The following is a 24791-nucleotide window of genomic DNA, read 5'->3' as shown; positions in this document are numbered from 1 at the left end:
TTGGTATTGGTGTGATGTGTTGCCGCTATGTGTTTGTCAATGGTATTTCCTTTCTGCAATAAAAAGTTTGATGTCGATGAAATTATAACGTGATGTCGTCATCTATCAGAGCATCGTTTTAAAAGCAAACACGTCGCCTGTCATCCTGAGCGTAGCGAAGGATCTGAATATTGTATAGAAAGTCATTACCTGAATAAAGGAAGGTCTATTTTGTTTTTTATGAAGCCCGTTAGTGCGAACTCAGATCCTTCGCTGCGCTCAGGATGACAAAGGCAAAAGACTACCTGCGCCGAAAAACCAATAGAACCGCTTGTTAGTAAAAATCTTTATTGCACTCAATCATTACCCATCCAACCGATTTGCCCCTTAGTTGTTATGATTGATGGTGCACACAACCATTTACCAATATAGCTGAGCATGAAAAGAGTTGATAAGAACCCAACCGGTTTCACTACGCTTCAGTGGTCTGCAAATTGTTGCTGGCACAGTACTCCATGCCTTTCTGAAACAATTCATTTTCACCCTTAAACAATACCTACATGAAGCAAATGAGCCTGGCACTGGCAGCTACATTGCTGCTGGCTTCCTGCAGCCGTGAAGCGCAACAGTCCGAAATCACCACTGCCGCCGAAACCCTTTCGGCAGCAAAGAAAAAAGCCACCACTGCCCAACGCATTGATTTTACCCAAACCAACCTATTTCCGGAAGGCGTGGTGTACGACCCATTCAACAACTGGTTTTATGTAAGCTCGCTGACCCGTGGCGATATTGGCATTGTGAAAACTGATGGCAGCTACACCACCTTCATCGACGATCCTGCGTTAGTGGCCACTAACGGGCTGGAGCTCGACGCTGCCCGCAAGCGCCTGCTGGTGACCAACAATGTGGGCGGTGTTGGTGCATACGACCTCCGCACCGGCCAGCGCCTTTGGTACGCCGACCTGGCTGCACTGGCTCCAGGTGCACCGCTCTTCATCAACGATGTGGCACTGGACCCACAGGGCAACGCTTATGTTACCAACTCGGCCAGTCCCATTATTTATAAAATAACCCCCGATGGCCAGGCCAGCATTTTTTTCCAAAGCGATGCATTTGCCCTGACCAGCGGCTTTGGATTTAATGGCATTGAATGGGGCACCGATGGCGGTGGTTACCTGCTGGTGGCATTCAGTGCCCGCAACCAGGTAATCAAGTTTAGTGCAAAAGACCCTGCACAATACAGCGTAGTGCAATTGGATGCGCTGCTGGCCGGCCCCGATGGGCTGTTGCTGAGCAAAGACGGCAAACAACTGATTGTGGTGAGCAATGCCGGCGGTACCGATGCGGCCCGGGTGCAATCGTTTACCACCAACAACAAATGGGCAAGTGGTACCCAAACCGATACTTATGCCACCGGCGCCGTATTTCCTACCACGGCCACCAGCGATGGCAAGAACGTGTATGTGCTCTACGCCTACCTCAACCAGCGGGCCACTGGCCGCGATGTATTCAACATCCAGCAGGTGCCTCTGTCGGATACAAGGCCGTTTTAATTTTGTTTTACTACATAAAAAAATCCCCGCGTTACGGCGGGGATTTTTTTATGTATCGTGCTAATGATATTCCGTTAAAACATCGTCATCCTCTTTGCCTGTCATCCTGAGCGCAGCGAAGGATCTGAGCCTGCACCTGCACAAATTTTGGGTTAACAAGAAGTCTGCTGGTAATTGATCAATTCTTTTTCTACAACATTCAGATGCTTCGCTGCGCTCAGCATGACAACATACAGACCCTGACGATTATATATGAATGCAGATAGTCTGCTAAAACATAACTACGCTTTTACCACCACCACTTTTTGCGGGCTTAAATAACTGATGCGCACTTCCAACTCGTCGCCCTCTTTCAGTTCGTTTAGCCCTTCGGCGGGCAGCGGCATTTTGCTTTGCATGGCGCCATCAAACAAGCTTACATACACCGCATAGGGCGATACTTTAGTCACCACGGCCATCAAGGGTTTTTTAGCTTCCATGGCTGCTTCGGCCTGGCGGTACTCGGGTTTGTACACCGGGAAAGCCAGCTCGGCCGCAATCGTTTTTTGTTTGTCCACATTAACCAGCCGGAACGAATAAGGCGTATTGAACGATGCCTCCGAAGGATGTGTTTCCCACGGCGAAAGCTGCAGCGGAAAAAACAGGTAGGTTTCCACTTCTTTAATAAACAGCGCATCATCCACCTTTTTCAAATACCCCGAAAAGCGGTTTTCATGTCTTGATTTTTGCACCAGTTTTTCCAGCAGCGGGTTAAACAACACCCGCACATTGTGCGCCGTCATGCGGTCGCCGCGGTCGGTGAGCTTAAGCTCAAAAGTTACCTCATCGCCCACCCGGTAATGCTGCGGCTTTTGGCCTTCATCCTTGCCACGGGTTTTAAAGTTCACAGTCTTTGCCTTGCCTTTCGCATCGTAATCGATGGTGGCAAAATGTTTATCGTAGTGTACAAAAGAAATGGTTCCGCGTAAAGTTGTTTCACTCATGTATCTGTAATTGGAAAAAAGCCGCAGCCCGGCCCCGGCGCCACAAAGGTAGGCACCGCCCGGCCTGCCGGCCTTAAATTTTGCCGCAGGCTTTTTTAAAAAGAAAACAGAGCAGGGCAAAACCGGCTTGCAGCCCGGCGGGTAAACAACTACATTTATAGCAACCGATGACAGCACCAGCCTGGTAGCACACCGCCAACTAAACAATACAACTGCCCACACATGCAAGCCACTGCTTTGAGCACAGCCCCCGCACCACAGCCCGTTTTACGCAACTACCGCATCAGCAGCATCGATGCGCTGCGCGGAATGGTCATGATCATCATGGCACTCGATCATGCCCGCGACCTGCTGCATTTTGGCGCACTTACCGAAGATCCCACCAACCTGCAAACCACCACGCCCTGGCTTTTTGCCACCCGCTGGATCACACATTTTTGTGCGCCGGTATTTGTGTTCCTTTCGGGCACTTCCATTTATTTGCAAAGCCGCCGCAAAAGCAAGGGCCAGCTCAGTGCATTTTTATTAAAACGCGGCCTGTGGCTGATCCTTGTGGAAATTACCTTGGTCACGTTTGGCATTTCGTTCGATCCCGGCTGGACTTTTATTTTCCTTCAGGTCATCTGGGCTATTGGTATTTCGATGGTGATACTGGCGGGTCTTATCTGGCTGCCTTTTGGTGTGTTGCTGGCACTGGGCGCTCTTATTTTGCTGGGCCACAATGCGCTGGACAGCGCCGAAGCTGCGGGGCAGGCGCCGCAAAACCTGTTGTATAGTTTACTGCACCAGCAGGCGTTTATCCCGTTTGGCAACGGACATGTGCTGGGCATCCTGTACCCGTTTTTACCCTGGACGGGCATCATGCTGCTGGGCTATTGTTTGGGAAAACTATATCAACTTGAAGCGGCGCTGCGGCGCAAATGGCTGGCCGGGTTGGGCGCTGGTGCCGTGCTGTTGTTTATACTGCTGCGGGCCACCAATGCCTACGGCGATCCACTGCCCTGGGCACCGCAGGTCAATGCCCTGCGTACGGCACTGTCTTTTGTAAACACCCAAAAATACCCGCCTTCATTGCTGTTTACCTGCATGACGCTGGGGCCGGCGCTGCTCCTGTTGGCCCTTGCCGATGGCTGGCGCAATGCATTTACCCGCATCACCACCGTGTATGGCCGGGTGCCGTTTTTTTACTACATCCTGCATTTTTACATCCTGCACGGGATTGCGGCGATGATATTTCTGGCCAAGGGCGGCACCATTGCCGAGGGCCTCAAAGGCGCCGAAGGTGTGCCCTTCAAATTTGTGGTGCCGGGTGTGGGGCTGCACCTGTGGCAGGTTTACCTTACGTGGCTGGCCGTGGTGGCCCTGTTGTACCCGCTGTGCCTGTGGTACGGCAACCTGAAAAAGCGCAAAGATTGGTGGTGGCTGAGTTATTTGTAAGTGGTGTTTTTGTAACCGGCTTTTGTGTTGCTATTCGGCGCCTGTTGCGTCGCACCCTTGTACGTTCTGTATTTCTATTGTGCTTTTCTCAAGCAACTATAGTAAACCATTGCTCCATATTAGCTGTCATGCCGAACTCCATTCGGCATCCCCATGTGCTTTTGTAAACTCCGCCAGATGTAAGGAGATGCCGAATGGAGTTCGGCATGACATACACTAACGACAAAAAGCAACCTACATCGTCGCTGAATTTATGCACTTTGCTTGTAATGTTCTTTGCCCATTGCTCAGCCTCTTGCGCCTGTCATGCTGAGCGCAGCGAAGCATCCGAAACTGCAGCAGTATAAGCATTGAATCAATAGCGAGCCTGCCGTTTACACAACCAACCATTTATTTACCACGCTCATATACTTCGCTGCGCTCAGCATAACAAAGCCGCTGATACGTCAAAAAAGCCTCATTCAGCAGTGGCTTTGAACTCACATATTATGCAGTTACCACCTCGTTATTGGTAACCGTAATCTTTACCTCCACATTATTGCGCAGCGCATTGGAATAAGGGCACACCTGGTGTGCTTTATCTGCCAGTTGCTGTGCTTCTTCCATGCTTACGCCAGGTATGTTCACCAGCAGTTCCACAGCAAGGCCAAAGCCACCGGCCTCATTGGGCCCGATGGAAACTTTGGCGGTGATGGCGGTTTCGCCGGTTTTGATCCGTTGCTGCCGCGCCACCAGGTTCAGTGCACTGTCAAAGCAGGCCGAATAACCCGCGGCAAAAATCTGTTCGGGGTTGGTGTAGTCGTCGTTGGCGCCGCCCATGGCTTTGGGTGTTCTTACCTGCAGGTCCAGCACGCCATTGTCCGATTGTACATGTCCATTTCTTCCGCCCGTGGCTGTGGCCACTGCTGTATATACCGATTTGATCATCTTGTTTCTTTTTTGTTGGCTGTTCAACAACCATGAGCGGCTTACTGTTCAAACATCCTACCAATTATGAGGGAAGCAGCTGTCGCAATCAGGCATTTCCCTTTGCAGTGTAGCTGCCGCCGTTCGGCACTTTTATAGTTGACCAACCAATCCATCCACTGCATATTTACTGCACTCATCAACTTGCTTATGAAAAAGTTTTACGCCACCTCCATGCTGCTGCTTACAATAGGCCTGGTACATGCACAAAAAGCCCCCATTGCCAAAACTAAAATGCACTGGGGCACCGGCAGCAAGCAGGACACTACTTACGGTTGTGCACAATCGCTGTTGGTGGATAACGTGCTGTACATTTCCGGTGTGCCCGGCCACGGCCCCGATATGGCTACGCAACTGCAAAATGCTTATCGCGGCATTGAAGCCATGCTCAAAGCCCACGGCGCCACATTTGCCCACGTGGTAAAAGAAACACTGTTTACCACCGATATTGCCGCAGTAGAACGGCACAACGCGGTACGAAAGGCATTTTATAAAGGCGATTTCCCGGCAGCCTCTTGGGTGCAAATCACCCGCCTGCTGATGCCGCAGGCCATGGTAGAAATCGAAGTAATTGCGCACCTGCCTAAAAAATAGACAACTTTTATTTTACTCTTGATAGATGATGTAGCATAACAAAGGAGCGGCCATTACAGCCGCTCCTTTTACTTAAACCGTCGCCGCAAAAAAGATCAATTTTTTTGCCCCATATAAAAAGGAAAATCACTCGGAGATTTCAGGCCGTTTTCATAAGTGCCTGTTGAGTTGGTGGCGGGATCGAAATCGAACTCCAGCCACTCAAACAAAGCGGTAGTGCTGTTGCCGCCAATGTATACTTGTTTGGTTACGCCGTTCAGCAAGCTGGAGGCGGTCATGCGGTATTCGGCTACCGGTATGTCGCCGATGTAATAATTGGTGTTTCCTTCCTGTAGCGTAAAGGTGTTCACCACCGGTTGGGTTGCCGGGGTGCCATCAAGATACTTGGCGCCGTTTACCGGCGTGAGTGTAATGGTAACCTTTGTGCCTGCGGCCATGGCCGGCACCAGGTTGTTGAGGTTTACAAACCGCAGCGAACCGCCAAAATATCCCCAGCCGTTTTCGTGGCTGGCCGAGCGGTCGGGAATGCGGCCGCTTAACTTCCACACAAAATCTTTGGTTACCGATTTATCGTTGGTGGCAAATGCATCATAATCAGCAGCCTCTTTCATGCCCAGGCGCAGGTGGTATACCTTGCCTTTGTAGGTTACCTCTTTCCATGCATAGATTTTCCAGCCGCCAATGCCCGTAAGTTTTAATAAATACCTGCCATCGGCGCCCGTAGTGCCATCCACATGCATGTTGTTGCCCAGCGGGTTTTCGGCCCTTATTTTTACACCACCCAGGGCGTTGCCTTGCGCATCGGTTACTTTGCCGGTAACGGTGTTGGGTTCCAGTTTACCGCCTTCCTCAATGGGATCGGTTATTTTTTCGCAGGAAGCAAAAGAGAAAGCGAGCAGCAGGGCCAGGGTGTACGGCCATAATTTTAATTGCAGATACTTGTACATGGTTTGTGGTTAGTTTGGTTGATGTGAAAGTATAAAAATAGCGGGCATCAACCCATCATTGATGACGTTTGCCATGAAGCTCCGGACGGACCAAATGAACTGCGTAAATCCGTACCTGAATTGATGCATGGACTAAAACCAGAGCAATATTTATTGCTTCGGAAAATTGATGGAGCTATGTAAATACACGATAGGCAAAATGGTAATGTTGGCGCTTAGATTTTTTACAAACTGCGTTGCCGTTTCCATACTACGGCTGCCCTGACATACGTTATGAAATGCAACTAAATAGGGCTTGCTGCGTTGCTTCTATCCCGGTGGGCACGATTTATTTAGGAACACCCTAACAGCATTGCTGATTAACTTGCTTGTAAACACCACAGAAACCATGAAAAAAGGAATCCTCGCCGTTTTGTTGATGGGCTCCCTGGCCGTTCAGGGCCAGTCGCTCCGTGATGCGTTGTACAGCGGCAGACTAAAGGCCCAACCCGGCACCGTTATCCGCAAGGGCGATGACCTGAAATCGTTGATGGTGGACAGTGTGCAGCAAAAAGCAGTGCGTGATTCGGCTGCAATGGTTGCTTCCACAGCAATGGATAGTGCAGCCCGTAACGGAGTGGTTGCAACTGATTCAGCCCGGAGCTCCGCTGCAGCAACTGCGGCAAATGCCAACGATGTGGCGGTAATTGATTCTGGGGCAACAGCCACTGCCGAACCTGAAGCGACTGCTGCACCTACAGCACCGGCACCCAAGCCCAAAGACAATAATGCACTGGTAAGAGAATATATGACTACCGTGGCGGCAACACTCACTGCCGAAGCGCTGCCCAACAAAAAAGTGAAAAAAGGCACTTATTATGTGACCGTTTCATACGCCATTGAAACCGACGGACAGCTTACCGTAAGTGATGTGTTTGTAATGCCCGAAAACAGCTACCTGCAGCAGCAAACAAAAGACCGCATTACACTGGAAGCACCCAAGCTGCAGCCTGTGCTCAACAGCAGCGGCACACCGCGTAAAGTAACCCGCAAGCACAACCTGACGCTTACCAAAGAGTAAAGTTGCAAGCGATATTTTTTAGAAACCTGCCATCGGCAGGTTTTCTTTTTTACCCCAACGCCAGGTGGCCCAGGTGACCAATAGGAAAAAGCCATTGAACAGGAGAATCACCACAATGAACGGAAGCCATGTGGTGAAGAGTTTTTGGTTGGTGAGGTAAAACATGGTTCCTGTGGTGTCCCCATTTCCGGCCAAGTGGCTTACTGCCCAATTGTTGCCCCAATGCAGGCCTATAGCAAACAGCAGTGAACCTGTACGCAACAGCCCGCTGGCAAACCACAGGTGCCCCACTGGTATGCTGATGAGGAGGAACAGGGCCTGCGCCGGTTGCTGCAACACATCGCGGTCAAGCACATGCACCAGCATGAATAAAATTGCAAACAACACATTGGCCCGCACCACGCCCCAGCAGGCAATGCTTTTGGTAAACAGGTACCCGCGAAACATCAACTCCTGCACCGCCACCGTAGGCAAAATATAATACAGGCTTTTCAGGAGCGCCCAGCCATCAACAGCGGTGGATAGGTGCCATACTTCACCGGTATAGGCCGTACGCAGCGCGGTGCAACCCATTACTGCCACGGCACCAATAGCAAGGCCCAATAGGAGTAAGCCCAGGTTTTTGAAATTGGGTTGCAAGCCCAGTGGCAGCAAGGTTTGGTTATCGGTTCGGTACATCAGCCACGTGGCCAATACCAGTAGCACTTCGCCAAGCAAGGGGAAGTAGGGCTTTATGGGCACAATGTTATAAACGGCCTGGCTCAACACAATGGCTGCAATACCCAGCAACAGGGCGGCAATAATGCGGGTGGCAAACTGGGCCCGTTGTATCATCTGTTTCATGTTGTATGTTTAGGAATACACAAAAAGAAAAAGAACTTAAGGAAGGTAGAAAAATGATCGACGAACAGCGGCCGCCTGCCTACAAAAGCAGCGTTTCGGGCAACGGGCCTTTGGCGCAAACCGCTTGTTGCCGGCGGAGCTCAGTTCGTTGGCCCGTAGCATATGTTGGTCGATTTTATAGCGCAACAAATTTTCCGCACTGCAGCTTTATATCATGAAACGTAAAGAAGATCTACTGGCCTATACCTATACCGATAACCGGTACCGCCTGCTGCTGCACGTGTTGTTTTGGTTGCTTGTTTTTGCCAGCGGCTATTATTTCGGTACCATTTCTTTCAACACCATGCGGGGCACGGCGGCCACTTATTTGTTGTCGGTAAAAACAACGCTTGTTTCGGCACTGGCTTTTTATACATTGATGTATGGCCTGCTGCCCCTGTTCAATAAAAAGCGGTCATGGGTGCCTGTTATATTGCTGGGCATTTTATGGTTCGTGCTGATCGCCTGCCTCGATTCGCTGGGCGACCTGTTGGTTTTTCATAAATGTGCTGCCTGCGCTGAGCGGCTGGCGGCTGCAAACCCCGATTACCACGGGTTTTTGCAAACCCACTTCTCCAACATCGTAGTGGTGCGCATTCTATCGGGTGGCTTTTTGTACATGCTCATTTTGCAATTGAGTTTGCCGGTAGCCATCAAGTTTGCACGAAACAATTTCCGCAAAACGGTGCAGTCGCTGCAGCTGGCAAAAGACAACCTGCAACTGGAGTTTAATTTTTTAAAAGCGCAGGTAAACCCGCATTTTTTATTCAATACCCTCAACAATATTTATGCGCTGGTAGAAGCCGATCATAAAGAAAAAGCAACGGCTACCATTGCGCGGTTATCAGGCTTTTTGCGGTACACTTTATACGAAACCGGTGCTGAAAAAATAAGGCTGCAGCAAGAGGTGCAGCTCCTGCAGGATTATATAGAACTGGAGCAACTGCGGCTAAACAACACGCAGGTTTTGTTCCGGTTTACAACAGACAATGACGATTACGAAATACCGCCGCTGCTGTTTATGCCAGCATTGGAAAATGCATTTAAATACACGCCTGATGCGGCCGGAAATACCATTGATGTGCGCATTTTGGCCCATGGAGGAAAGCTGGAGGTAACCATTGAAAACCCGGTACAGACGTACCATCATAAAGGCGGCGGTGGTATTGGCTTGCACAACCTGCACAAACGTGTGGCGCATTATTTTGGTGCACAGGCAGCCTGCACTGCAGGCGCTGTAAATGATGTTTATTTGTTTCGCTTAAGTTGCCCGCTACAATGAAAAATGTTTCCTGCATTATTGTTGACGATGAGCCATTGGCCCGCGACCTCCTGCACCGCTACATCGGCCGCACTGCGGGCTGGCAGGTAGTGGCTGCATGCCGCTCCGTGGCCGAAGCGTATGAAGCCTTGTACCAACATCATGTAGATGTAGTGTTCCTAGACATTAACATGCCCGACAGGACTGGCATTGAATTTTTGTCGGCACTGCGCCTACCGCCACTGGTGGTATTTACTACAGCCTATGCCGAGTATGCTGCCAAAGCGTTTGATTTAAATGCAGTTGATTACCTTGTAAAACCCATTACGGAAGCCCGTTTCAGCGAAGCGCTTGCAAAAGTGGAGCGGTTGCTGCAAATGCAAATGCCCAACGCTGCATTGTCCAACAAGGATCATCTTTTTTTAAAACAGGACAGCCGCATGGTGAAGCTGTTGTTTGAAGAGATTGTGTACGTGGAAGCGTTGAAGGATTTTTGCAGACTGCATTTGAAAGACCGCAGCATGCTGGCGAGCATTCATTTAAAAGGCATGGAAGATGCACTGCCTCCGGCGCTGTTTCTACGCATTCACCGGTCCTATATTGTGGCGCTCAACAAGATCACTGCGCTGCAGGGAAACATGGTGGAGTTGGGTAAAACAGCCCTTCCTGTGGGCAATACATACAAGGAGGAATTGCTGCGCCGGTTGCAGTTGCAATAAAGCATTGGTCAAATAGCAGAGAACTGGAGCTTATTTCTATAAACGACTGTCATGCCGAACTTGTTTCGGCATCTCCCACACCTAATAGATTTTTTATAAATAAAAACTACTGCATTTTTTGTCCGTAGCTCTAATTTGAAGTTGGTTGTCGAATAGGGTTCGGCATGACAAAAGCCTACCCTGATGAAAGCAATATCATTAACGTAGGGGCAAAAAAAGCCCCGGAAAACCGGGGCCTTTCGCAATGCTATTATCAAAGGGGATTAATACCTTTTGTTGTAGCCACCGCCGCCGTAACCGCCGCCGCTGTTGCCGCCGCGGAAACCGCCGCCGCCACCGCCACGAGGACGATCTTCTTTCGGCTTAGCTTCCATTACTTTAATGGTGCGGCCGTCAACTGTAGCGTCGTTGAGCTCAGAAACTGCTTTTTGAGCAGCAGCATTGTCGCTCATTTCTACAAAGCCAAAACCACGTGACCTGCCGGTTTCACGGTCGGTGATAACTTTTGCAGAAGTTACTTCGCCATAAGGAGTGAAAAATTCTCTAAGGTCTTCATCCTGTACGTTGAAGCTCAAATTGGAAACATAAATGTTCATGTTCGGTCTGATTGAAAAAAAATTGAAAAATACTTGAGAAAGGCAAGAAGTAAGAGAATTAACTAAGATGCAAGGCTAACTGGCAGACTAATTAACGATTACTGATGCGAGGCTCAAATTGACTATGCAAATATAGACCTTTAGTTTATACACCACCGTAAAAACATCTTAAAGATAACACAAAGGATATTTTGCCTTCCCCGCCCTTGGATTGTAACTGGTTTGGGCCGTTATCCACATTGCTAAAATTCGTAGCAAATGGTGGCTACCTTTGCCCACATGCTCAGCATTTTGCCGCCACGCCACTAAACTTGCCACCATGCAACTCCGCAACAATCTTATTACCGAGATCCAACAACTCATTGCCGCTTCCCGCGATGCAGCCATCCGCTCCGTGGACCACCAGCGGGTGTTGCTATATTGGAAAATAGGACAAAAGATTTTTGAAGAAGAACAGGGCGCAAAAGACCGTGCTGATTATGGTGCGTACCTTATAAAAGGCTTGGCTGCTGAATTGGAGCCTGCTTACGGATCGGGCTTTTCACGCCGCCAGTTGGAGCGTTATCGCCAGTTTTACCGCACCTTTCCAATTGCGTCCACACTGCGGACGCAATTCAGTTGGACCCACTACAAACTGCTGATCAGCATTAGCAGTGAAGAAAAACGGGCATTTTATATGGCCGAAGCCGAAAAAAATAATTGGACGGCCCGCCAATTGGAGCGGCAGATCAACAGTCAGTTGTTTGAACGCCTGCTGCTGAGCAAAGATGTGCAATCAGTGCTGGCCGTGGCCCGCTCCGAACAACAGCCTGCCGATGCCCGCGACATTATCAAAGACCCGATGGTACTGGAGTTTTTGGGCCTGAAAGGGGAAGCTGCTTATTACGAACGTGACTTGGAAGGTGCACTCATCACCCACCTGCAGGAGTTTATGCTGGAGCTGGGCAACGGCTTTTGTTTTGTGGCGCGGCAAAAACGCATTCATATCGACGGCGACGAATTTTTTGTGGACCTTGTATTCTATAACCGCCTGCTGCAATGCTTTGTGCTGGTGGAACTCAAAACCGAAAAGCTGACGCATGGCCACCTGGGCCAGCTGCAGATGTATGTAAATTATTACGACCGTTTTGAAAAGCAGCCCACCGAAAACAAAACCATTGGCATTTTGCTGTGCACCGATAAAAACGATGCAATGGTGCGCATTTCGCTGCCAGAGGGCAACCAAACGATTGTTGCCAGCAAGTACCAGTTGTACCTGCCCAGCGAAGGCCAACTGGTAGCCGAGCTCAAAAAAGAACTGGAAAACCGGACCGGAACAGTGACTGAACCGGAACAAAATAATACACAACACCAAACCCCATAAACGTGACGCCCCGCGAAAAACTCCTGCAAAAATTCGAAACCGAATACAAGCGCCTTAACGAGCAGCAACGCCGCGCCGTGGACCAGATTGAAGGCCCCGTAATGGTGATTGCCGGGCCGGGTACGGGCAAAACTCAGATCCTGTCGGCACGCATTGGTAAAATATTGCTCGGTGAAAATGGCGCCGAGCCGCAAAACATTTTGTGCCTTACCTACACCGATGCCGGCGTGGTGGCCATGCGCAAACGCCTGTCGCAGTTTATTGGCCCCGATGCTTACAAGGTGCACATTTATACCTTCCATGCTTTTTGCAACGATGTAATCCAGGAAAACCTGTCGCTTTTTGAAAAAACAGCCCTCGATCCTATTTCCGACCTGGAGCGCATCGAACTGATGAAAGAGCTGATCGATTCTTTTCCAAAAGACCACCCCCTGAAGCGCTACCGCGGTGATGTTTATTTTGAGATCAACAGCCTGCAGTCTCTTTTTTCAATGATGAAACGCGAAGGCTGGAAGGCCGATTACATCTGCCAGAAAGTGGATGAATATTTGAACGACCTGCCCACCCGCGACGAATACATTTGCAAGCGTGCTACCAAAGAATACAAGAAAGGCGATGTGCGCTGGGATAAAATTGAGGAGCAAAAGGAAAAGATGGAAAAACTGCGGGCCGCCTGCACCGAGTTTGCCCGCTTTCAGCAAATGATGCGCAGCCGCAACCGCTACGATTTTGACGACATGATCAATTGGGTGATCGAGGCGTTTGAAACCAACGAAGCGCTGCTGCGCCAGTACCAGGAGCAGTTTCAATACATACTGGTGGATGAATACCAGGATACCTCAGGCTCGCAAAACAAGATCGTGGAACTGCTCATCAACTTTTGGGACAAGCCCAACGTGTTTGTAGTGGGCGACGACGACCAGAGTATCTATCGCTTCCAGGGTGCCAACGTGGAAAACATGCTGCATTTTGCAAAAAGCTATGCCGATGATTTGCTCACCGTGGTGCTCACCAACAACTACCGCTCCACGCAACCGATACTGGACATTTCCAAAAGCCTCATCGACCGCAATGATGAACGATTGGTGGCTCAAATTGAAGGCCTGAGCAAAGACCTGCGCTGCAGCCACGATGGCCTGCTTCATTTGCTCGATTCGCCCACCATCCGCGAGTACGAAACAGGCCGCGATGAAATGATCCACATCACGCTGGAAATAGAAAAGCTGATTGCGCAGGGCGTGCCCGGCAACGCAATCGGCATTATTTACCGCGAAAACAAATACGGCGAAGAACTGGCCGATTACCTGCGCCTGAAAGGCCTGCCTTTTTACACCAAGCGCAACCTCAATATACTGGAGCAGCCGCTGATTGGCCAGTTGCTGCAAGTGCTCAATTACCTGCGTGCCGAGCACGACAAGGCCTACAGCGGCGATGAAATGCTGTTCGAGATCCTGCATTTTGAATGGTGGGGAATTCAACCCATCGAAATTGCAAAAGCCAGCATGCAAGTATCGGAGCAGCGGTATAAAGGCGGCGCCACTTCCCTGCGGCAATACCTGGCCGAAAAATTGGTGGAGCAACCCACCGATCTTTTTTGGCAGCCACCTTCCAAAGAACTGAAAGAAGCCATCGGCATACTGGAAAGCCTGATCGGTGCGGTTAGCAACTGTACCCTGCAGGGCCTGGTGGAAAAAGTGATTCGTGAAGGACAGTTTTTAACGCATACGCTGCACCACCCCGAAAAAGGCTGGCTGCTGCAATTGCTCACCGGCTTTTTTGACCATGTAAAAGAAGAAACCCGCCGACATCCGATGATTGACCTGGAAGGCTTTATGACCCGCATGGACCTGATGCGCCGCGAGGGCCTGGTGCTGCCGTTGGTGCAGGTGGCCGGCAACGATAAAGGCGTGAACCTGATGACGGCACACGGCTCCAAAGGACTGGAGTTTGAGTACGTGTTTTTTGTAGGCTGCACCTCGGGTTGCTGGGAAAAAAAGCGCAAGCCGTTCAGCGGTTTCTCTTTCCCCGATACCTTGTTTGCCAGCACTGGCGAAGGCCGGGGTAAAGCTGCCGACATGGAAGAACTACGACGTTTGTTTTACGTGGCGCTTACCCGCGCCAAGCGCCACCTTTATATTTCATACCCGCAGTACGCCGCCGATGGCAAACAACTGGAGCCGTCGATGTTTATTGCCGAAGTGCTGGAGCAACATATTCTGCCTACCGAAAGACCGCGGCTACAGCCCGAAGTGGCCATCGATTTCCAGGTGTTGCAACTGGCACCGCCGCAGGCCCCCGAAGTGGCCCACCTGGAGGATGAATGGGAGACCCGCGCCGTGCAGCATTTTCAAATGAACGTAAGTGCGCTGAACAACTACCTGAAATGCCCGCTTGGTTTTTATTATCAAAATGTGGTGCGCATTCCATCGCCGCGCAACGAGGCCATGGAGTTTGGATCGGCGGTGCACCATGCGCTGGAGCAACTGTTTCGCAAGGCACAGGACCGCGGCAGCTTTCCTACAGCCGATGAATTTGTACAGGATTTTGTTTGGTACATGAAGCGCCACCGCGAAAGTTTTACGCGGGAAGAATTTGCCCGCCGCCTGGAATATGGACAGGTTATTTTAAAACAATACTATGCGGCTTATGAAGGTAAATGGAACACCATTGTGGCGGTGGAACGCAATGTGCGGGGCGTGGTGGTGGATGAAATACCGCTGAAAGGAAAGTTGGATAAAATTGAGTTCAACGGCAAGCTGGCCACCATTGTGGATTACAAATCGGGCGACCCCGAAAAGGCCCGCGAAAAACTGCAGCCACCCAACGACCGCAACCCGGCCGGCGGCGACTACTGGCGGCAGGCTGTGTTTTACAAACTGCTCATCGACAACCTGCACAACAAAGATTGGCAGGTGGCCGGCGTGGTGTTCGATTTTATTGAGCCGGATAAAAAAAAGGAATACCGCCAGGAAAAAGTGGTGATCACTGATGCGGATATCACAACCGTGAAAGAGCAGATCAAAACCGTGTGGGAAAAAGTGCAGCGCCACGATTTTTACACCGGCTGCGGCAAAGACGATTGCCACTGGTGCACCTTCGTAAAAACCAACAAGCTGGCCATTGCCCTGCACGAAATAGTAGAAGAAGAACCCGAAAGCCACCGCGGCGGCATACTGCGGGTGGTGTAAGTTTTTTGAACCACGAAGGCGCTAAGAAACAAAGGAGCACTAAGGAGTTGATAAAATAAATCAGTTGTGCTTTGAGCAGTGCTTGAAAAAGCAGTGAAGTTGCCTTTGTCATCCCGACGAAGGAGGGATCTGAACGTTCAAGGTTTGGGTTTCATCTTAACGGGTAAAAAAGCAGCAACTAAAGTGTAACGTTGCAGCAACGAAAATTAAACGGTCGCTAAATTTTTCTTTGTTGTCCTTTCTCCCTTCGTGCCTTCGTGGTTCAATTAACATCAGTATAAACAGCAAACGAGCTAAGTTTGCTGCCACTTTATGAAGCAGTTAATTTTTTTGCTCACTATAGTTGGTGCCCTGGCTGTATTGCAGGTTACAACAGGCTGCGCCAATATTATTCCGCCGCAGGGCGGCCCACGCGATTCGCTGCCGCCGGTGCTGGTGGAGGCCACCCCGGCCGACAGTACCGTTAATTTCCGCGGCAACCGCATTACCCTCAACTTCAACGAATTTGTAAAGCTGGAAGAGGTGCAGGGCAACCTGCTGTTCATGCCCATTTTCGAAAACACTCCCATTGTAGAGTCGCGCCTCCGCACTATTAGCATTCGCCTCCGCGATTCGCTGGAAGCCAACACCACTTATATTTTCAATTTTGGCAATGCGCTGCGCGACGAAAACGAAGGCAATATCCTGCGCAATTTTACCTACCGTTTTTCCACCGGCCCCGTGCTGGATTCGCTGCAGCTTTCGGGCAACGTGGTGATGGCGGAAAGCGGTAAAATAGATACTACCATGATTGTGGTGCTGCACCGCAGCATGGACGACTCGGCCGTGTACCAACAGCGGCCACGCTATGTGAGCCGGGTGGATAATGCCGGCAACTTCCGCTTTACCAACCTGCCCCGCGACTCGTTTGCCATTTACGCCATTGGCGATGCCGGTATTTTGCGCCGCTACACCAACCCAGCGCAGGCATTTGCATTTGCCGATGGCCCGGTGGTTTCCGGTGCCGATTCCATCCGGCTTTATGCCTACAACGAAGTGGCCGAAAATGCGCCGCGAACCACCACCACTACACCGTCAGCCAGCAACACTGCTGCTGACCGCCGCTTAAGGCTATCCAACTCTTTGGTAAACGGGCAGCAAGACCTGCTGACGCCGCTGACCATCACTTTTGAACGGGCCCTGCGCCAGTGGGATTTCAGCAAAATTGTGCTGGTGGCCGACAGTGCTTATAACACCGTGCCCAATTACCGTTGGATACTCGATTCATCGCGAAAAATGCTGCAGCTGCAACACACCTGGACGCCGGGCCGCGATTACCACCTCATTGCGCAGCAGGATTTTGCCGAAGACAGCCTGGGCCGCAAACTGCTGAAGGCAGATACGATTTCGTTCCGCACTAAGCGCACCGAAGATTATGGTTCCATCAACCTGGCGCTGAACGGCGCCGATACCACCCTGAACCCGGTGCTGCAGTTTGTGCAGGCTGATAAGGTTGTGTTTTCGGTGCCTATTAAAAGCGGCCGTTTTGTGCAGCAATTGTTCCTGCCCGGCGAGTACGACCTGCGCCTGCTATACGACCGCAATGGCAATGGCAAATGGGACCCCGGCCAGTTTTTTGGCGTACGCCGCCAGCCCGAACTGGTGCAGCCGCTGGGCCGGAAAATAAACGTAAAAGGCGATTGGGAAAATGAGTTTACGGTGGATGCGGTGACGCAGTAAGTTATTTATAACGCTTTCGGAATTGACAGGATAAACGTTCAATGATACTCTTTGTGCATGCATCTGCGCTATCACTGCATTTGTGTTTAACCTAATTAACGCAGCACATTGGTTGTTTAAGCGGTTGGTTTATAACTGTGGTTGTTGGCGCTATTTGGTTCGTATATTACATGTTAGCCGCCATCCCATGACCACTTCCCAAAATCTTGAAAGAACTATTTTATTGCTTCAAAATAATCTGGTAAACTATCCGATTTTGGAAGACCTTTTTCCAATCCGACCTGAGGTGAAGGGAACTTTCTGGGACTTCGATGGCCCATCTGAAGGGACTACGAAAGAACACATCCTTGATATTTATCAGTCCCGTGCCAAATTCGAGGTTCAACGGATCAAAGTTGGCTATCCTCCTGGCGGACCTATCATTGGGTATGACACTTTAGTGCCGAACCTTCAAAAAACCCTACTTACCCATATATGTATTTCTTCTTTCGAGATACCTAGTGGCACTTTCATCATCTTCTCAGACTTTGACCGGACGGAATTAATCGGAATTTTACTTTCTCCTTCGTAATGTGGCAAAATGACAAAGGCGGCGAACATGGGCTTCTCGCAATGCGGGCTGAAGAACATTTTACGAGCTATTGTGCAATTGTGATGGGTGCTTACCTTTATCTAAACGACAGAGCAGCGGAGCCCCGCACTGCGTAAAGCCCCGTTCCGTTGTAGGCAACCAATTCTTACACCTTATTTATGACGCAAAGACCACAAACGATTCAGATATTTTTACCCGACGGAAATCCTACCAGTATTAAAATTGCCGACTTGACGAACAGAATGATTGTGGCTGTTTTGATTCCAAGAAATAAATTGACCGAATGTGGTGTAAGGCCCGAGGTTAGAAAGTATGGTATCTATTTTCTTTTCGGCGTTAATGAAGACAAAGCAAAGCCGATTTCTTATATCGGTGAAACAGAAGATTGTTTTGAGCGCCTTAAAATGCACAACAGGTCAAAGGAGTTTTGGAATTATGCAGTGGTGATTACTTCCAAATCAAACACCTTTACCAAATCTCATGTAAAATACTTGGAACACATTTGTATTAAGGCAGCAAACGAAGTGGGACGTTATGAAACAGATAATCTGGCAGTACCTGCAAAGCCATACATTACTGAGAGTATGGAAGCAGATTTACTGGACAACTTTGACACTATAAAAGTGCTTCTTTCAACACTTGGATTTCCCATTTTTGAAGAAATTAGAAAGTCATCGAAAAAGCGTGATTTGCTTTATTGCAAAGGAAAAGAAGCAAGTGCGCAAGGTGAAATGATTGATGACGGATTTGTTGTACTGAAAGGCTCAAAAGCAAATAAGGATGAAACCAAGACTGCGGGAACATGGGTGACCGGTATGCGCAAAAAACTGCTTGATGATAAAATTCTAATACCGGAAGAAGGTGTATTAATCTTTACAGAAGATTTTGTTTTTGGGTCGCCAAGCGCCGCTGCCGCAGCAATCTTGGGGCGTAGGGCAAACGGCTGGACAGAGTGGAAAAATAAAGACAACAAAACCATCGATGAGATCTACAGAATTGATGCTATCGCGGAAATAGTCTAAAGCTACATGCGTTTATTGCAGACTAAGGTTCAAGTTTGATATAAGCATAGACCGAAAGCTAATACCACGGCAAATTGTGGCCTTTTTTGTATTTTCAACAGCGCTATTGGTGGGGCGCTAAGCTTCCCGCAGGCAATCAAACGTTTTGAAATACGCGCCGGCCCAAACACAAAGCAGGCAAAAAGGCCTGGGTTACCGGAGCACCACAGCAATACTTGGCAAACCTGTTTAAAGTTAAATTGTTCAATGCCGCTGCAAACCCGATGCAGTGCAAACAACCCGATATGATGGTGAAACGATTGTGCCGAAAGCTGCTGCCCCTAATTGCTGTATGGTGCGCTGCCTGCAACAGCAATAGCGACCCCAACCACGAAATGACCACGCTGCTGGCATCGGTGGCGGAAACAGAATTCAACAGCGCCAATGGTTTTGCGCCTGCGGCAGTGCTGGTGCAAATGGATTCTTTCCTGCGTGTTTCGGGCAGCACCAATGAACAATCGGGGTACCTGGTAAACAAAGCCCGCATGTACCTGCAGCTGGGCCGCGAAGATTCATCACAGGCAATACTGGAAACCCTGATGCGCAACGAGGTGCTGTCGCTGTACACCGACCCCGCAGCGGTGCAAAAAGACCTGGCGCTGACGTACCTGCGCATGGGCGAAAAAGCCAACTGCCGCAACAACCACAGCGCCGAGTCGTGCATTTTTCCCATAAAAGGCGGCGGCGTTCACCGCGACAAATGGGGCTCGGTAAGGGCTGCGGAACTGTACCGTGGTATTTTGCAACGCAACCCTGCCGACCTGGAAACAAAATGGCTGCTCAATATTGCATACATGACCATGGGCAGCTACCCGCAATGTGTGCCAACGGCCTACCTTATTCCCGGCCTTGATCAGGATACATCGAGCCTGGTAAAACCTTTTTCCGATGCGGCCATCCGCACCGGCCTCAACACCGAAGACATGGCCGGCGGAAGCATTGTAGATGATTTCAACGGCGATGGTTACCTCGACATCATTACATCTGGCTGGGACCTGGCCAGCCCCATGCATTATTTTGTGAGCAACCGGAAAGGCGTGTTTGAAGACCGCTCCGAACCATCGGGCCTGAGCAAGCTTACAGGCGGGCTCAACCTGTTGCAAACCGATTATAACAACGACGGACTCAAAGATATTTTTGTGCTGCGCGGTGGCTGGAAAGGCAAGTTTGGGCGGGAGCCCAATTCGCTGCTGCGCAATAATGGCGACGGCACTTTTACCGACGTGACCAAAGCGGCAGGACTACTTTCCTTTCATCCCACGCAAACGGCCACCTGGAACGACTTTAACGGCGATGGCTGGCTGGATGTGTTTATCGGAAATGAATCGACTGATGCGGCCGACGACAATGTTTGCGAACTATACATCAACAACGGCAAAGGCGGTTTCAAAAACATGGCTGTTGAAAGCGGCGCCAACATCAAAAGCTTTGTAAAAGGCGTTACATCCGGCGACTATAACAACGATGGCAAACCCGATATTTTTATTTCAACCCTGCACAACAAAAAAGTGCTGCTGAAGAATGAAGGCGTCAAAAATGGCGTCGTTCGTTTTACCGATGTAACCAAAGCGGCGGGACTGGAGACCTGCACGGCAAAAACATTTGGCACCTGGTTTTGGGATTATAACAACGATGGCTGGCTCGACCTGTTTGTGTGCAACTACGATTTTAATTCTACGCTGGGTGTGTATGCCGCTGCGGAGGCTTTAGGGCTGCCCACGGGCAATGCAGGCAAACAGTTTTTGTACCGCAACAATGGCAACGGCACGTTTACCGATGTCACCGAACAATCGGGGCTGGCCAAGGTGGCATTTGCTATGGGCTCCAACTTTGGCGACATCGACAACGATGGTTACCTGGATATTTACCTGGGCACCGGCAATCCCAATTACGAATCCCTGGTGCCCAACAAAATGTTCAAAAACCTGGGCGGAAAACATTTTGCCGACATTACTGCCGCTGCCCGTGTGGGCAACCTGCAAAAAGGCCACGGCGTTTCGTTTGCCGACCTGGACAACGACGGTGATGAAGACATTCACATTGAAGTGGGCGGTGCTTACCAGGGCGATGCGTATCAAAATTCGCTGTACCTCAACCCAGGTCAAAACAACAACCACTGGATCAATATTTCGCTGGAAGGCGTAAACGGAAACAAGGCTGCTATCGGTGCAAAAATTAAAGTAACGTTTAGTGAAAACGGCGTGCAGCGTTCGGTGTATCGCGATGTAAATTCGGGCGGTAGTTTTGGCGCCAGCCCACTGCGCCAGCATATTGGCATAGGCAGCGCCACCCGCATTGAAAGCATTGAAATAAAGTGGCCGGTGAGCAACAAGGTGCAGGTATTTAAAGCCGTGCAACCCGATAACAACATCCACATCAGGGAAGGTGTAAGCACATTCACCACTGCCAACCTTGATCCATTTGATCTTTCCGGTAAAAAGGGATTGATCAGTTGTGGTGCTTCTTTATAAAATGCTGCAACAAAACGAGTGTTTGTACACATATAGGTCCTGTTTCTTTTATCAGCGCAGCCAAAAGGGGTCCATAAAATTCGTTTGTACCATACCGTTAAATTGTACACAAAACAAGAGCGGTTCCTGCACAGGAACCGCTCTTGTTTTTACTTTATAAGGATGTATCGAATTACTTGGTAATGGTCACCAGCACACGGCTGCTGAAATACGTATTGTAACCATACAGCGTAATATACCAGGTGCCGGAGCCGGGGTTGTTAAACGTGCATACCTCGTCAACGCGGTTGGGCTGAATGCCCGAGCAATCGGCCGTCCAGGAGTAAGCCGGTGTCCACGATGGTGGCTTGGGCCCGTTTACAATGGGCGCCGAGCCCCTGCGTACAAACAGGTCGGCGGTATTTCGGTAAGCGGTATTGCTTTCGGTGGTGCGGATCACCATGGTTTTTACACCGGTAGGCACGGTAAAAGAAATGGTTTTCTTTTCGTACGAATCGCCGGAAAGATCCTTATCCACCAGCGTTTGCGATGTAGGCGTGGTAGTGCCCGATCCTCCGGTGCTGCCACCCGTGCTGCCCGATGAACCCGATGAGGTACCGCTGGCAATCTTGGTTCCGTTTACATACAGGTTGGGCACATTGTTTTGCACACTCACTTTTACAATGTTGGCGCTTGATCTGTTGGTGAGGTACGATTTGGGAATAGAGCCGGAATAAGTGGTGGTCTTAATGCTCCACATGGAGCCCGATAAAGTATAACGTTTATGCTCATAACGGTAAGGCACACTTGAAGTAACATTTACCTTGATCTCGGAAGAGGCATCCCTTCCATTGATCAGGAAATCTTTGATCTCGTTGAAGTTGGTGGAGGTTTTGCTCAGGTCTTCGGTCAGTGCACGGATACCGAGCATTTCGTCAACGGCTTCATCAATGTCTTCGTTTAATTCGGCTAACTTTTCGCAGGAGGAGATGCTGCATGCCGCAAAAAGCAACAAGGCAAGGCATGCCTTGCTCATAGAAAGTTTTCTCATAATGTGGGGTACGTTTGGTGCGCAAATATAATAGCGAATTGTAAACTGATGCAAGCGCCGTTAAACAAACCTTTTTTAGGCATTGTGCTACAGCACTTGCTTTGGGGCTATTCGACAACTTTTTCCGTGTAGTATTGAACGCTACGTTTGGTTGCTTGTATCTATTGCAATGGCCCCGGTTTATTTTCCACAACCTCATTGCAGCACGGGTTATATTTATAGCTGCACCAATGCTTTTACCTACATGTTGTCCTGTTTTTCCTCCCGACTCTTCTGCGTTTTGTTTTTACTAATGGCCTCCGGCATTGCCCAGGGCCAGCAATGGTATTACCCCGATACCGCCTGGCAAAAACGTAGCCCGGCGCAACTTAAACTGGACGCCGCCACCCTTGACAGTGCCGTGAGTTTTGCGCTGCGCAACGAGGTGAAAATGGAAGAAGACCTGCGCATTGCCAATATGAAATCGTATGCTCGGGAGCCGGGCTACACCATACTGGGCCCGATGAAGCACCGCGGAAAACCGGCCGGCCTCATTATCAAAGACGGATATATTGCAGCGCAGTGGGGCGATGTGAAACGGGTGGACATGACCTTTAGCGCCACCAAAAGTTATTTATCTACCGTGGCGGGCCTGGCCGTGGATGCCGGCCTCATTCGTAATATAGATGAGCGGGTAAGCCGCTATGTGTGGGACGAAACTTTTGCCGGGGCACACAACGAAAAAATTACATGGCGTCACCTGCTCGATCAAACATCTGATTGGAGCGGCTGCCAGTTTGAAGTGTGCGACTGGGCTGACCGTCCGCCACGCGAAGGTGGCCCCGACGAATGGCGTGCCCGCAAACTGCTGGAGCCCGGCAGCCAGTTTGAATACAACGATGCACGGGTAAATGTGCTGGCTTATGCCTTGCTGCAGGTGTGGCGCAGGCCGCTGCCACAGGTGCTTAAAGAAAAGATCATGGATCCCATTGGCGCCTCCACCACCTGGCGCTGGCATGGTTACCACAATTCGTTTGTAACCCTCGATGGGGCGCAGGTGCAGTCGGTGAGCGGCGGCGGGCATTTTGGCGGCGGCCTGTTCATCAACACACTGGACCAGGCCCGGTTTGGCTACCTGTTTTTGCGTCGCGGCAAATGGAAGGGGCAGCAGCTCCTTTCGCAAAATTGGGTGGCCGCCGCACAGCAGCCATCTGCCGCCAACAAATCGTACGGGCTGATGTGGTGGACCAACGCGGATGAGGAATTAAAAGGCGTTCCGAAAAACATTTACTATGCCGCCGGCTTTGGCGGCAATTACATAGTGGTAGACGAAGCACACGACCTCCTGATTGTAACCCGCTGGCTGGAGCCCGCTGCACTGGCCGGGCTGGTAAGCCGCGTCATTGCCGCTACCGAGAAAAAATAAATACATGCGGGCTTTTTGTATCTTCCTAAAAACACATACGCCATATGGACCAGAAGATCATCAATTTGTATGATGAATATACCCACCGCCCACTCACCAGGCAGGAGTTTTTAAAACGCCTGACGCTGCTGGCCGGCAGCACTGCCGCCGCCATGACGCTGCTGCCCATGCTGGAAGGCAACTATGCACGGGCCGCACAAACCGCCGCCGATGAGCTAATGACCGAGTATGTAAAATACCCCGGCGTGCCCAACGAAATGACGGCTTATGTGGCCCGGCCTAAAAAGGAAGGCAAGTATGCCGCCGTGGTGGTGATCCACGAGAACCGCGGACTGAATGCGCATATTGAAGATGTGGCGCGGCGTGCAGCACAGGCCGGTTACCTGGCCATTGCACCCAATGCCCTGTCGGCTTTGGGCAAAACACCCGCCAATGAAGATGAGGCCCGCCAATGGTTTGGCGAGCTAAAACCGGAAGACAGCCTGAAAAATTTCCGCAATGCGTTTACCTACCTCTCCTCCCGCAAAGATTACAACGGCAGAGCCGGCTGTGTGGGCTTTTGCTGGGGTGGGGCCATGGCCAACAACCTGGCGGTAAATGAGCCGCAATTGAAAGCAGCCGTTGCGTTTTACGGCCGCCAGCCGGCGCTGGAAGAAGTGCCCAAAATAAAATCGGCGGTGCAACTGCACTATGCGGCACTCGACGAACGGGTAAACGCCGGCATGGGCGAATACGAAGCGGCGCTGAAAAAAGCCAACGTTCCGTACGAACAATACGTGTACGAAGGCGCACAACACGCCTTCCACAACGATACATCAGCAGCACGCTACAACGAAGCAGCCGCCAAGCTGGCCTGGCAGCGTACGCTTGATTTTTTCAAAAAGCATCTCAGTTAGAGATAATAGATGATAGTTGGTAGATGATAGACAAAAGGCAATTGGTTGTCAACTAGGACAAATCAAACACGTTCTTACGCCTTACGTCT

Annotated in this window: 20 protein-coding genes; 14 read left to right on the top strand and 6 right to left on the bottom strand. The window is 50.3% G+C overall.

Annotation, left to right across the window (positions count from 1 at the left end):
* Positions 1 to 539: 539 nt before the first annotated feature.
* Positions 540 to 1532, top strand: coding sequence for an SMP-30/gluconolactonase/LRE family protein (locus EPD17_RS01765; protein WP_132051249.1), 993 nt, complete (start codon positions 540 to 542; stop codon positions 1530 to 1532).
* Between the two features lie 281 nt (positions 1533 to 1813).
* On the opposite strand, the gene EPD17_RS01760 is transcribed toward EPD17_RS01765, so the two are convergent.
* Positions 1814 to 2515, bottom strand: coding sequence for a hypothetical protein (locus EPD17_RS01760; protein WP_132051247.1), 702 nt, complete (start codon positions 2513 to 2515; stop codon positions 1814 to 1816).
* A 222-nt stretch (positions 2516 to 2737) separates the two neighbouring features.
* Between EPD17_RS01760 and EPD17_RS01755 the strand changes: the two genes are divergently transcribed.
* Positions 2738 to 3952 (top strand): DUF1624 domain-containing protein, encoded by a 1215-nt coding sequence (locus EPD17_RS01755; RefSeq protein WP_132051245.1) that lies wholly within the window; start codon positions 2738 to 2740, stop codon positions 3950 to 3952.
* A 486-nt stretch (positions 3953 to 4438) separates the two neighbouring features.
* Here EPD17_RS01755 and EPD17_RS01750 read toward each other — a convergent pair whose 3' ends face one another.
* Positions 4439 to 4879 (bottom strand): organic hydroperoxide resistance protein, encoded by a 441-nt coding sequence (locus EPD17_RS01750; RefSeq protein WP_204743260.1) that lies wholly within the window; start codon positions 4877 to 4879, stop codon positions 4439 to 4441.
* A 189-nt stretch (positions 4880 to 5068) separates the two neighbouring features.
* Between EPD17_RS01750 and EPD17_RS01745 the strand changes: the two genes are divergently transcribed.
* On the top strand, positions 5069 to 5512 hold the full coding sequence (locus tag EPD17_RS01745) for a RidA family protein (RefSeq protein ID WP_204743258.1): 444 nt from the start codon (positions 5069 to 5071) through the stop codon (positions 5510 to 5512).
* Positions 5513 to 5607: 95 nt separating this feature from the next.
* Here the strand turns inward: EPD17_RS01745 and EPD17_RS01740 are convergent, their stop codons facing one another.
* Positions 5608 to 6459, bottom strand: coding sequence for a carboxypeptidase-like regulatory domain-containing protein (locus tag EPD17_RS01740; RefSeq protein WP_132051243.1), 852 nt, complete (start codon positions 6457 to 6459; stop codon positions 5608 to 5610).
* A 388-nt stretch (positions 6460 to 6847) separates the two neighbouring features.
* On the opposite strand from EPD17_RS01740, the gene EPD17_RS01735 reads away from it, so the two are divergent.
* Entirely contained in the window at positions 6848 to 7519 is a 672-nt protein-coding gene (locus EPD17_RS01735) for a hypothetical protein (protein WP_132051241.1), read from the top strand.
* An 18-nt stretch (positions 7520 to 7537) separates the two neighbouring features.
* On the opposite strand, the gene EPD17_RS01730 is transcribed toward EPD17_RS01735, so the two are convergent.
* Entirely contained in the window at positions 7538 to 8362 is an 825-nt protein-coding gene (locus tag EPD17_RS01730; protein WP_132051239.1) for a CPBP family intramembrane glutamic endopeptidase, read from the bottom strand.
* A gap of 214 nt (positions 8363 to 8576) precedes the next feature.
* On the opposite strand from EPD17_RS01730, the gene EPD17_RS01725 reads away from it, so the two are divergent.
* Both EPD17_RS01725 and EPD17_RS01720 read left to right on the top strand, forming a co-directional pair.
* Positions 8577 to 9683, top strand: a complete 1107-nt coding sequence (locus EPD17_RS01725) for a sensor histidine kinase (RefSeq protein WP_132051237.1) — start codon at positions 8577 to 8579, stop codon at positions 9681 to 9683.
* A complete protein-coding gene (locus EPD17_RS01720) occupies positions 9680 to 10381 on the top strand; it encodes a LytR/AlgR family response regulator transcription factor (RefSeq protein WP_132051235.1) in 702 nt (233 codons plus the stop codon). The genes EPD17_RS01725 and EPD17_RS01720 overlap by 4 nt, the downstream gene beginning before the upstream one ends.
* A gap of 263 nt (positions 10382 to 10644) precedes the next feature.
* Here the strand turns inward: EPD17_RS01720 and EPD17_RS01715 are convergent, their stop codons facing one another.
* The gene (locus EPD17_RS01715) at positions 10645 to 10977 is read right to left on the bottom strand and encodes an RNA recognition motif domain-containing protein (RefSeq protein ID WP_114237481.1); all 333 of its coding nucleotides are present in this window, start codon (positions 10975 to 10977) and stop codon (positions 10645 to 10647) included.
* A 319-nt stretch (positions 10978 to 11296) separates the two neighbouring features.
* On the opposite strand from EPD17_RS01715, the gene EPD17_RS01710 reads away from it, so the two are divergent.
* The 6 genes from EPD17_RS01710 to EPD17_RS01685 all read left to right on the top strand — a co-directional run bounded on the left by EPD17_RS01710 (position 11297) and on the right by EPD17_RS01685 (position 21371).
* Positions 11297 to 12340: a PDDEXK nuclease domain-containing protein gene (locus EPD17_RS01710; protein WP_132051233.1), complete on the top strand. Its 1044-nt coding sequence runs from the start codon at positions 11297 to 11299 to the stop codon at positions 12338 to 12340.
* Between the two features lie 2 nt (positions 12341 to 12342).
* A complete protein-coding gene (locus EPD17_RS01705; protein WP_240040704.1) occupies positions 12343 to 15528 on the top strand; it encodes an ATP-dependent helicase in 3186 nt (1061 codons plus the stop codon).
* Between the two features lie 312 nt (positions 15529 to 15840).
* A complete protein-coding gene (locus EPD17_RS01700) occupies positions 15841 to 17247 on the top strand; it encodes an Ig-like domain-containing protein (protein WP_132051229.1) in 1407 nt (468 codons plus the stop codon).
* Between the two features lie 187 nt (positions 17248 to 17434).
* On the top strand, positions 17435 to 17818 hold the full coding sequence (locus EPD17_RS01695; protein ID WP_132051227.1) for a hypothetical protein: 384 nt from the start codon (positions 17435 to 17437) through the stop codon (positions 17816 to 17818).
* Between the two features lie 179 nt (positions 17819 to 17997).
* Positions 17998 to 18861 carry a GIY-YIG nuclease family protein gene (locus EPD17_RS01690; RefSeq protein ID WP_132051225.1) on the top strand — a complete coding sequence of 288 codons (864 nt, stop codon included), beginning with the start codon at positions 17998 to 18000 and terminating at the stop codon, positions 18859 to 18861.
* Positions 18862 to 19145: 284 nt separating this feature from the next.
* Positions 19146 to 21371, top strand: a complete 2226-nt coding sequence (locus EPD17_RS01685; RefSeq protein ID WP_165929490.1) for a CRTAC1 family protein — start codon at positions 19146 to 19148, stop codon at positions 21369 to 21371.
* A 172-nt stretch (positions 21372 to 21543) separates the two neighbouring features.
* On the opposite strand, the gene EPD17_RS01680 is transcribed toward EPD17_RS01685, so the two are convergent.
* Positions 21544 to 22401, bottom strand: coding sequence for a pre-peptidase C-terminal domain-containing protein (locus tag EPD17_RS01680; RefSeq protein WP_132051221.1), 858 nt, complete (start codon positions 22399 to 22401; stop codon positions 21544 to 21546).
* A 292-nt stretch (positions 22402 to 22693) separates the two neighbouring features.
* Here EPD17_RS01680 and EPD17_RS01675 point away from each other — a divergent pair, with 292 nt between their 5' ends.
* Positions 22694 to 23806: a serine hydrolase domain-containing protein gene (locus EPD17_RS01675; RefSeq protein WP_204743256.1), complete on the top strand. Its 1113-nt coding sequence runs from the start codon at positions 22694 to 22696 to the stop codon at positions 23804 to 23806.
* A 44-nt stretch (positions 23807 to 23850) separates the two neighbouring features.
* Positions 23851 to 24702, top strand: a complete 852-nt coding sequence (locus EPD17_RS01670; protein ID WP_132051217.1) for a dienelactone hydrolase family protein — start codon at positions 23851 to 23853, stop codon at positions 24700 to 24702.
* Positions 24703 to 24791: the final 89 nt, after the last annotated feature.

The sequence above is a fragment of the Pseudocnuella soli genome, assembly GCF_004347775.1.
Lineage (GTDB): Bacteria > Bacteroidota > Bacteroidia > Chitinophagales > Chitinophagaceae > Flavisolibacter > Flavisolibacter aquaticus.
Note: the sequence above shows the minus strand (reverse complement) of the source record. Positions and strands in the feature narration are given on the sequence as shown.

Coding starts and splice junctions, on each gene's coding strand:
- EPD17_RS01765 (WP_132051249.1), top strand. CDS start 540: ATGAAGCAAATGAGCCTGGCACTGGCAGCTACATTGCTGCTGGCTTCC.
- EPD17_RS01760 (WP_132051247.1), bottom strand. CDS start 2,515: ATGAGTGAAACAACTTTACGCGGAACCATTTCTTTTGTACACTACGAT.
- EPD17_RS01755 (WP_132051245.1), top strand. CDS start 2,738: ATGCAAGCCACTGCTTTGAGCACAGCCCCCGCACCACAGCCCGTTTTA.
- EPD17_RS01750 (WP_204743260.1), bottom strand. CDS start 4,879: ATGATCAAATCGGTATATACAGCAGTGGCCACAGCCACGGGCGGAAGA.
- EPD17_RS01745 (WP_204743258.1), top strand. CDS start 5,069: ATGAAAAAGTTTTACGCCACCTCCATGCTGCTGCTTACAATAGGCCTG.
- EPD17_RS01740 (WP_132051243.1), bottom strand. CDS start 6,459: ATGTACAAGTATCTGCAATTAAAATTATGGCCGTACACCCTGGCCCTG.
- EPD17_RS01735 (WP_132051241.1), top strand. CDS start 6,848: ATGAAAAAAGGAATCCTCGCCGTTTTGTTGATGGGCTCCCTGGCCGTT.
- EPD17_RS01730 (WP_132051239.1), bottom strand. CDS start 8,362: ATGAAACAGATGATACAACGGGCCCAGTTTGCCACCCGCATTATTGCC.
- EPD17_RS01725 (WP_132051237.1), top strand. CDS start 8,577: ATGAAACGTAAAGAAGATCTACTGGCCTATACCTATACCGATAACCGG.
- EPD17_RS01720 (WP_132051235.1), top strand. CDS start 9,680: ATGAAAAATGTTTCCTGCATTATTGTTGACGATGAGCCATTGGCCCGC.
- EPD17_RS01715 (WP_114237481.1), bottom strand. CDS start 10,977: ATGAACATTTATGTTTCCAATTTGAGCTTCAACGTACAGGATGAAGAC.
- EPD17_RS01710 (WP_132051233.1), top strand. CDS start 11,297: ATGCAACTCCGCAACAATCTTATTACCGAGATCCAACAACTCATTGCC.
- EPD17_RS01700 (WP_132051229.1), top strand. CDS start 15,841: ATGAAGCAGTTAATTTTTTTGCTCACTATAGTTGGTGCCCTGGCTGTA.
- EPD17_RS01695 (WP_132051227.1), top strand. CDS start 17,435: ATGACCACTTCCCAAAATCTTGAAAGAACTATTTTATTGCTTCAAAAT.
- EPD17_RS01690 (WP_132051225.1), top strand. CDS start 17,998: ATGACGCAAAGACCACAAACGATTCAGATATTTTTACCCGACGGAAAT.
- EPD17_RS01685 (WP_165929490.1), top strand. CDS start 19,146: ATGATGGTGAAACGATTGTGCCGAAAGCTGCTGCCCCTAATTGCTGTA.
- EPD17_RS01680 (WP_132051221.1), bottom strand. CDS start 22,401: ATGAGAAAACTTTCTATGAGCAAGGCATGCCTTGCCTTGTTGCTTTTT.
- EPD17_RS01675 (WP_204743256.1), top strand. CDS start 22,694: ATGGCCTCCGGCATTGCCCAGGGCCAGCAATGGTATTACCCCGATACC.
- EPD17_RS01670 (WP_132051217.1), top strand. CDS start 23,851: ATGGACCAGAAGATCATCAATTTGTATGATGAATATACCCACCGCCCA.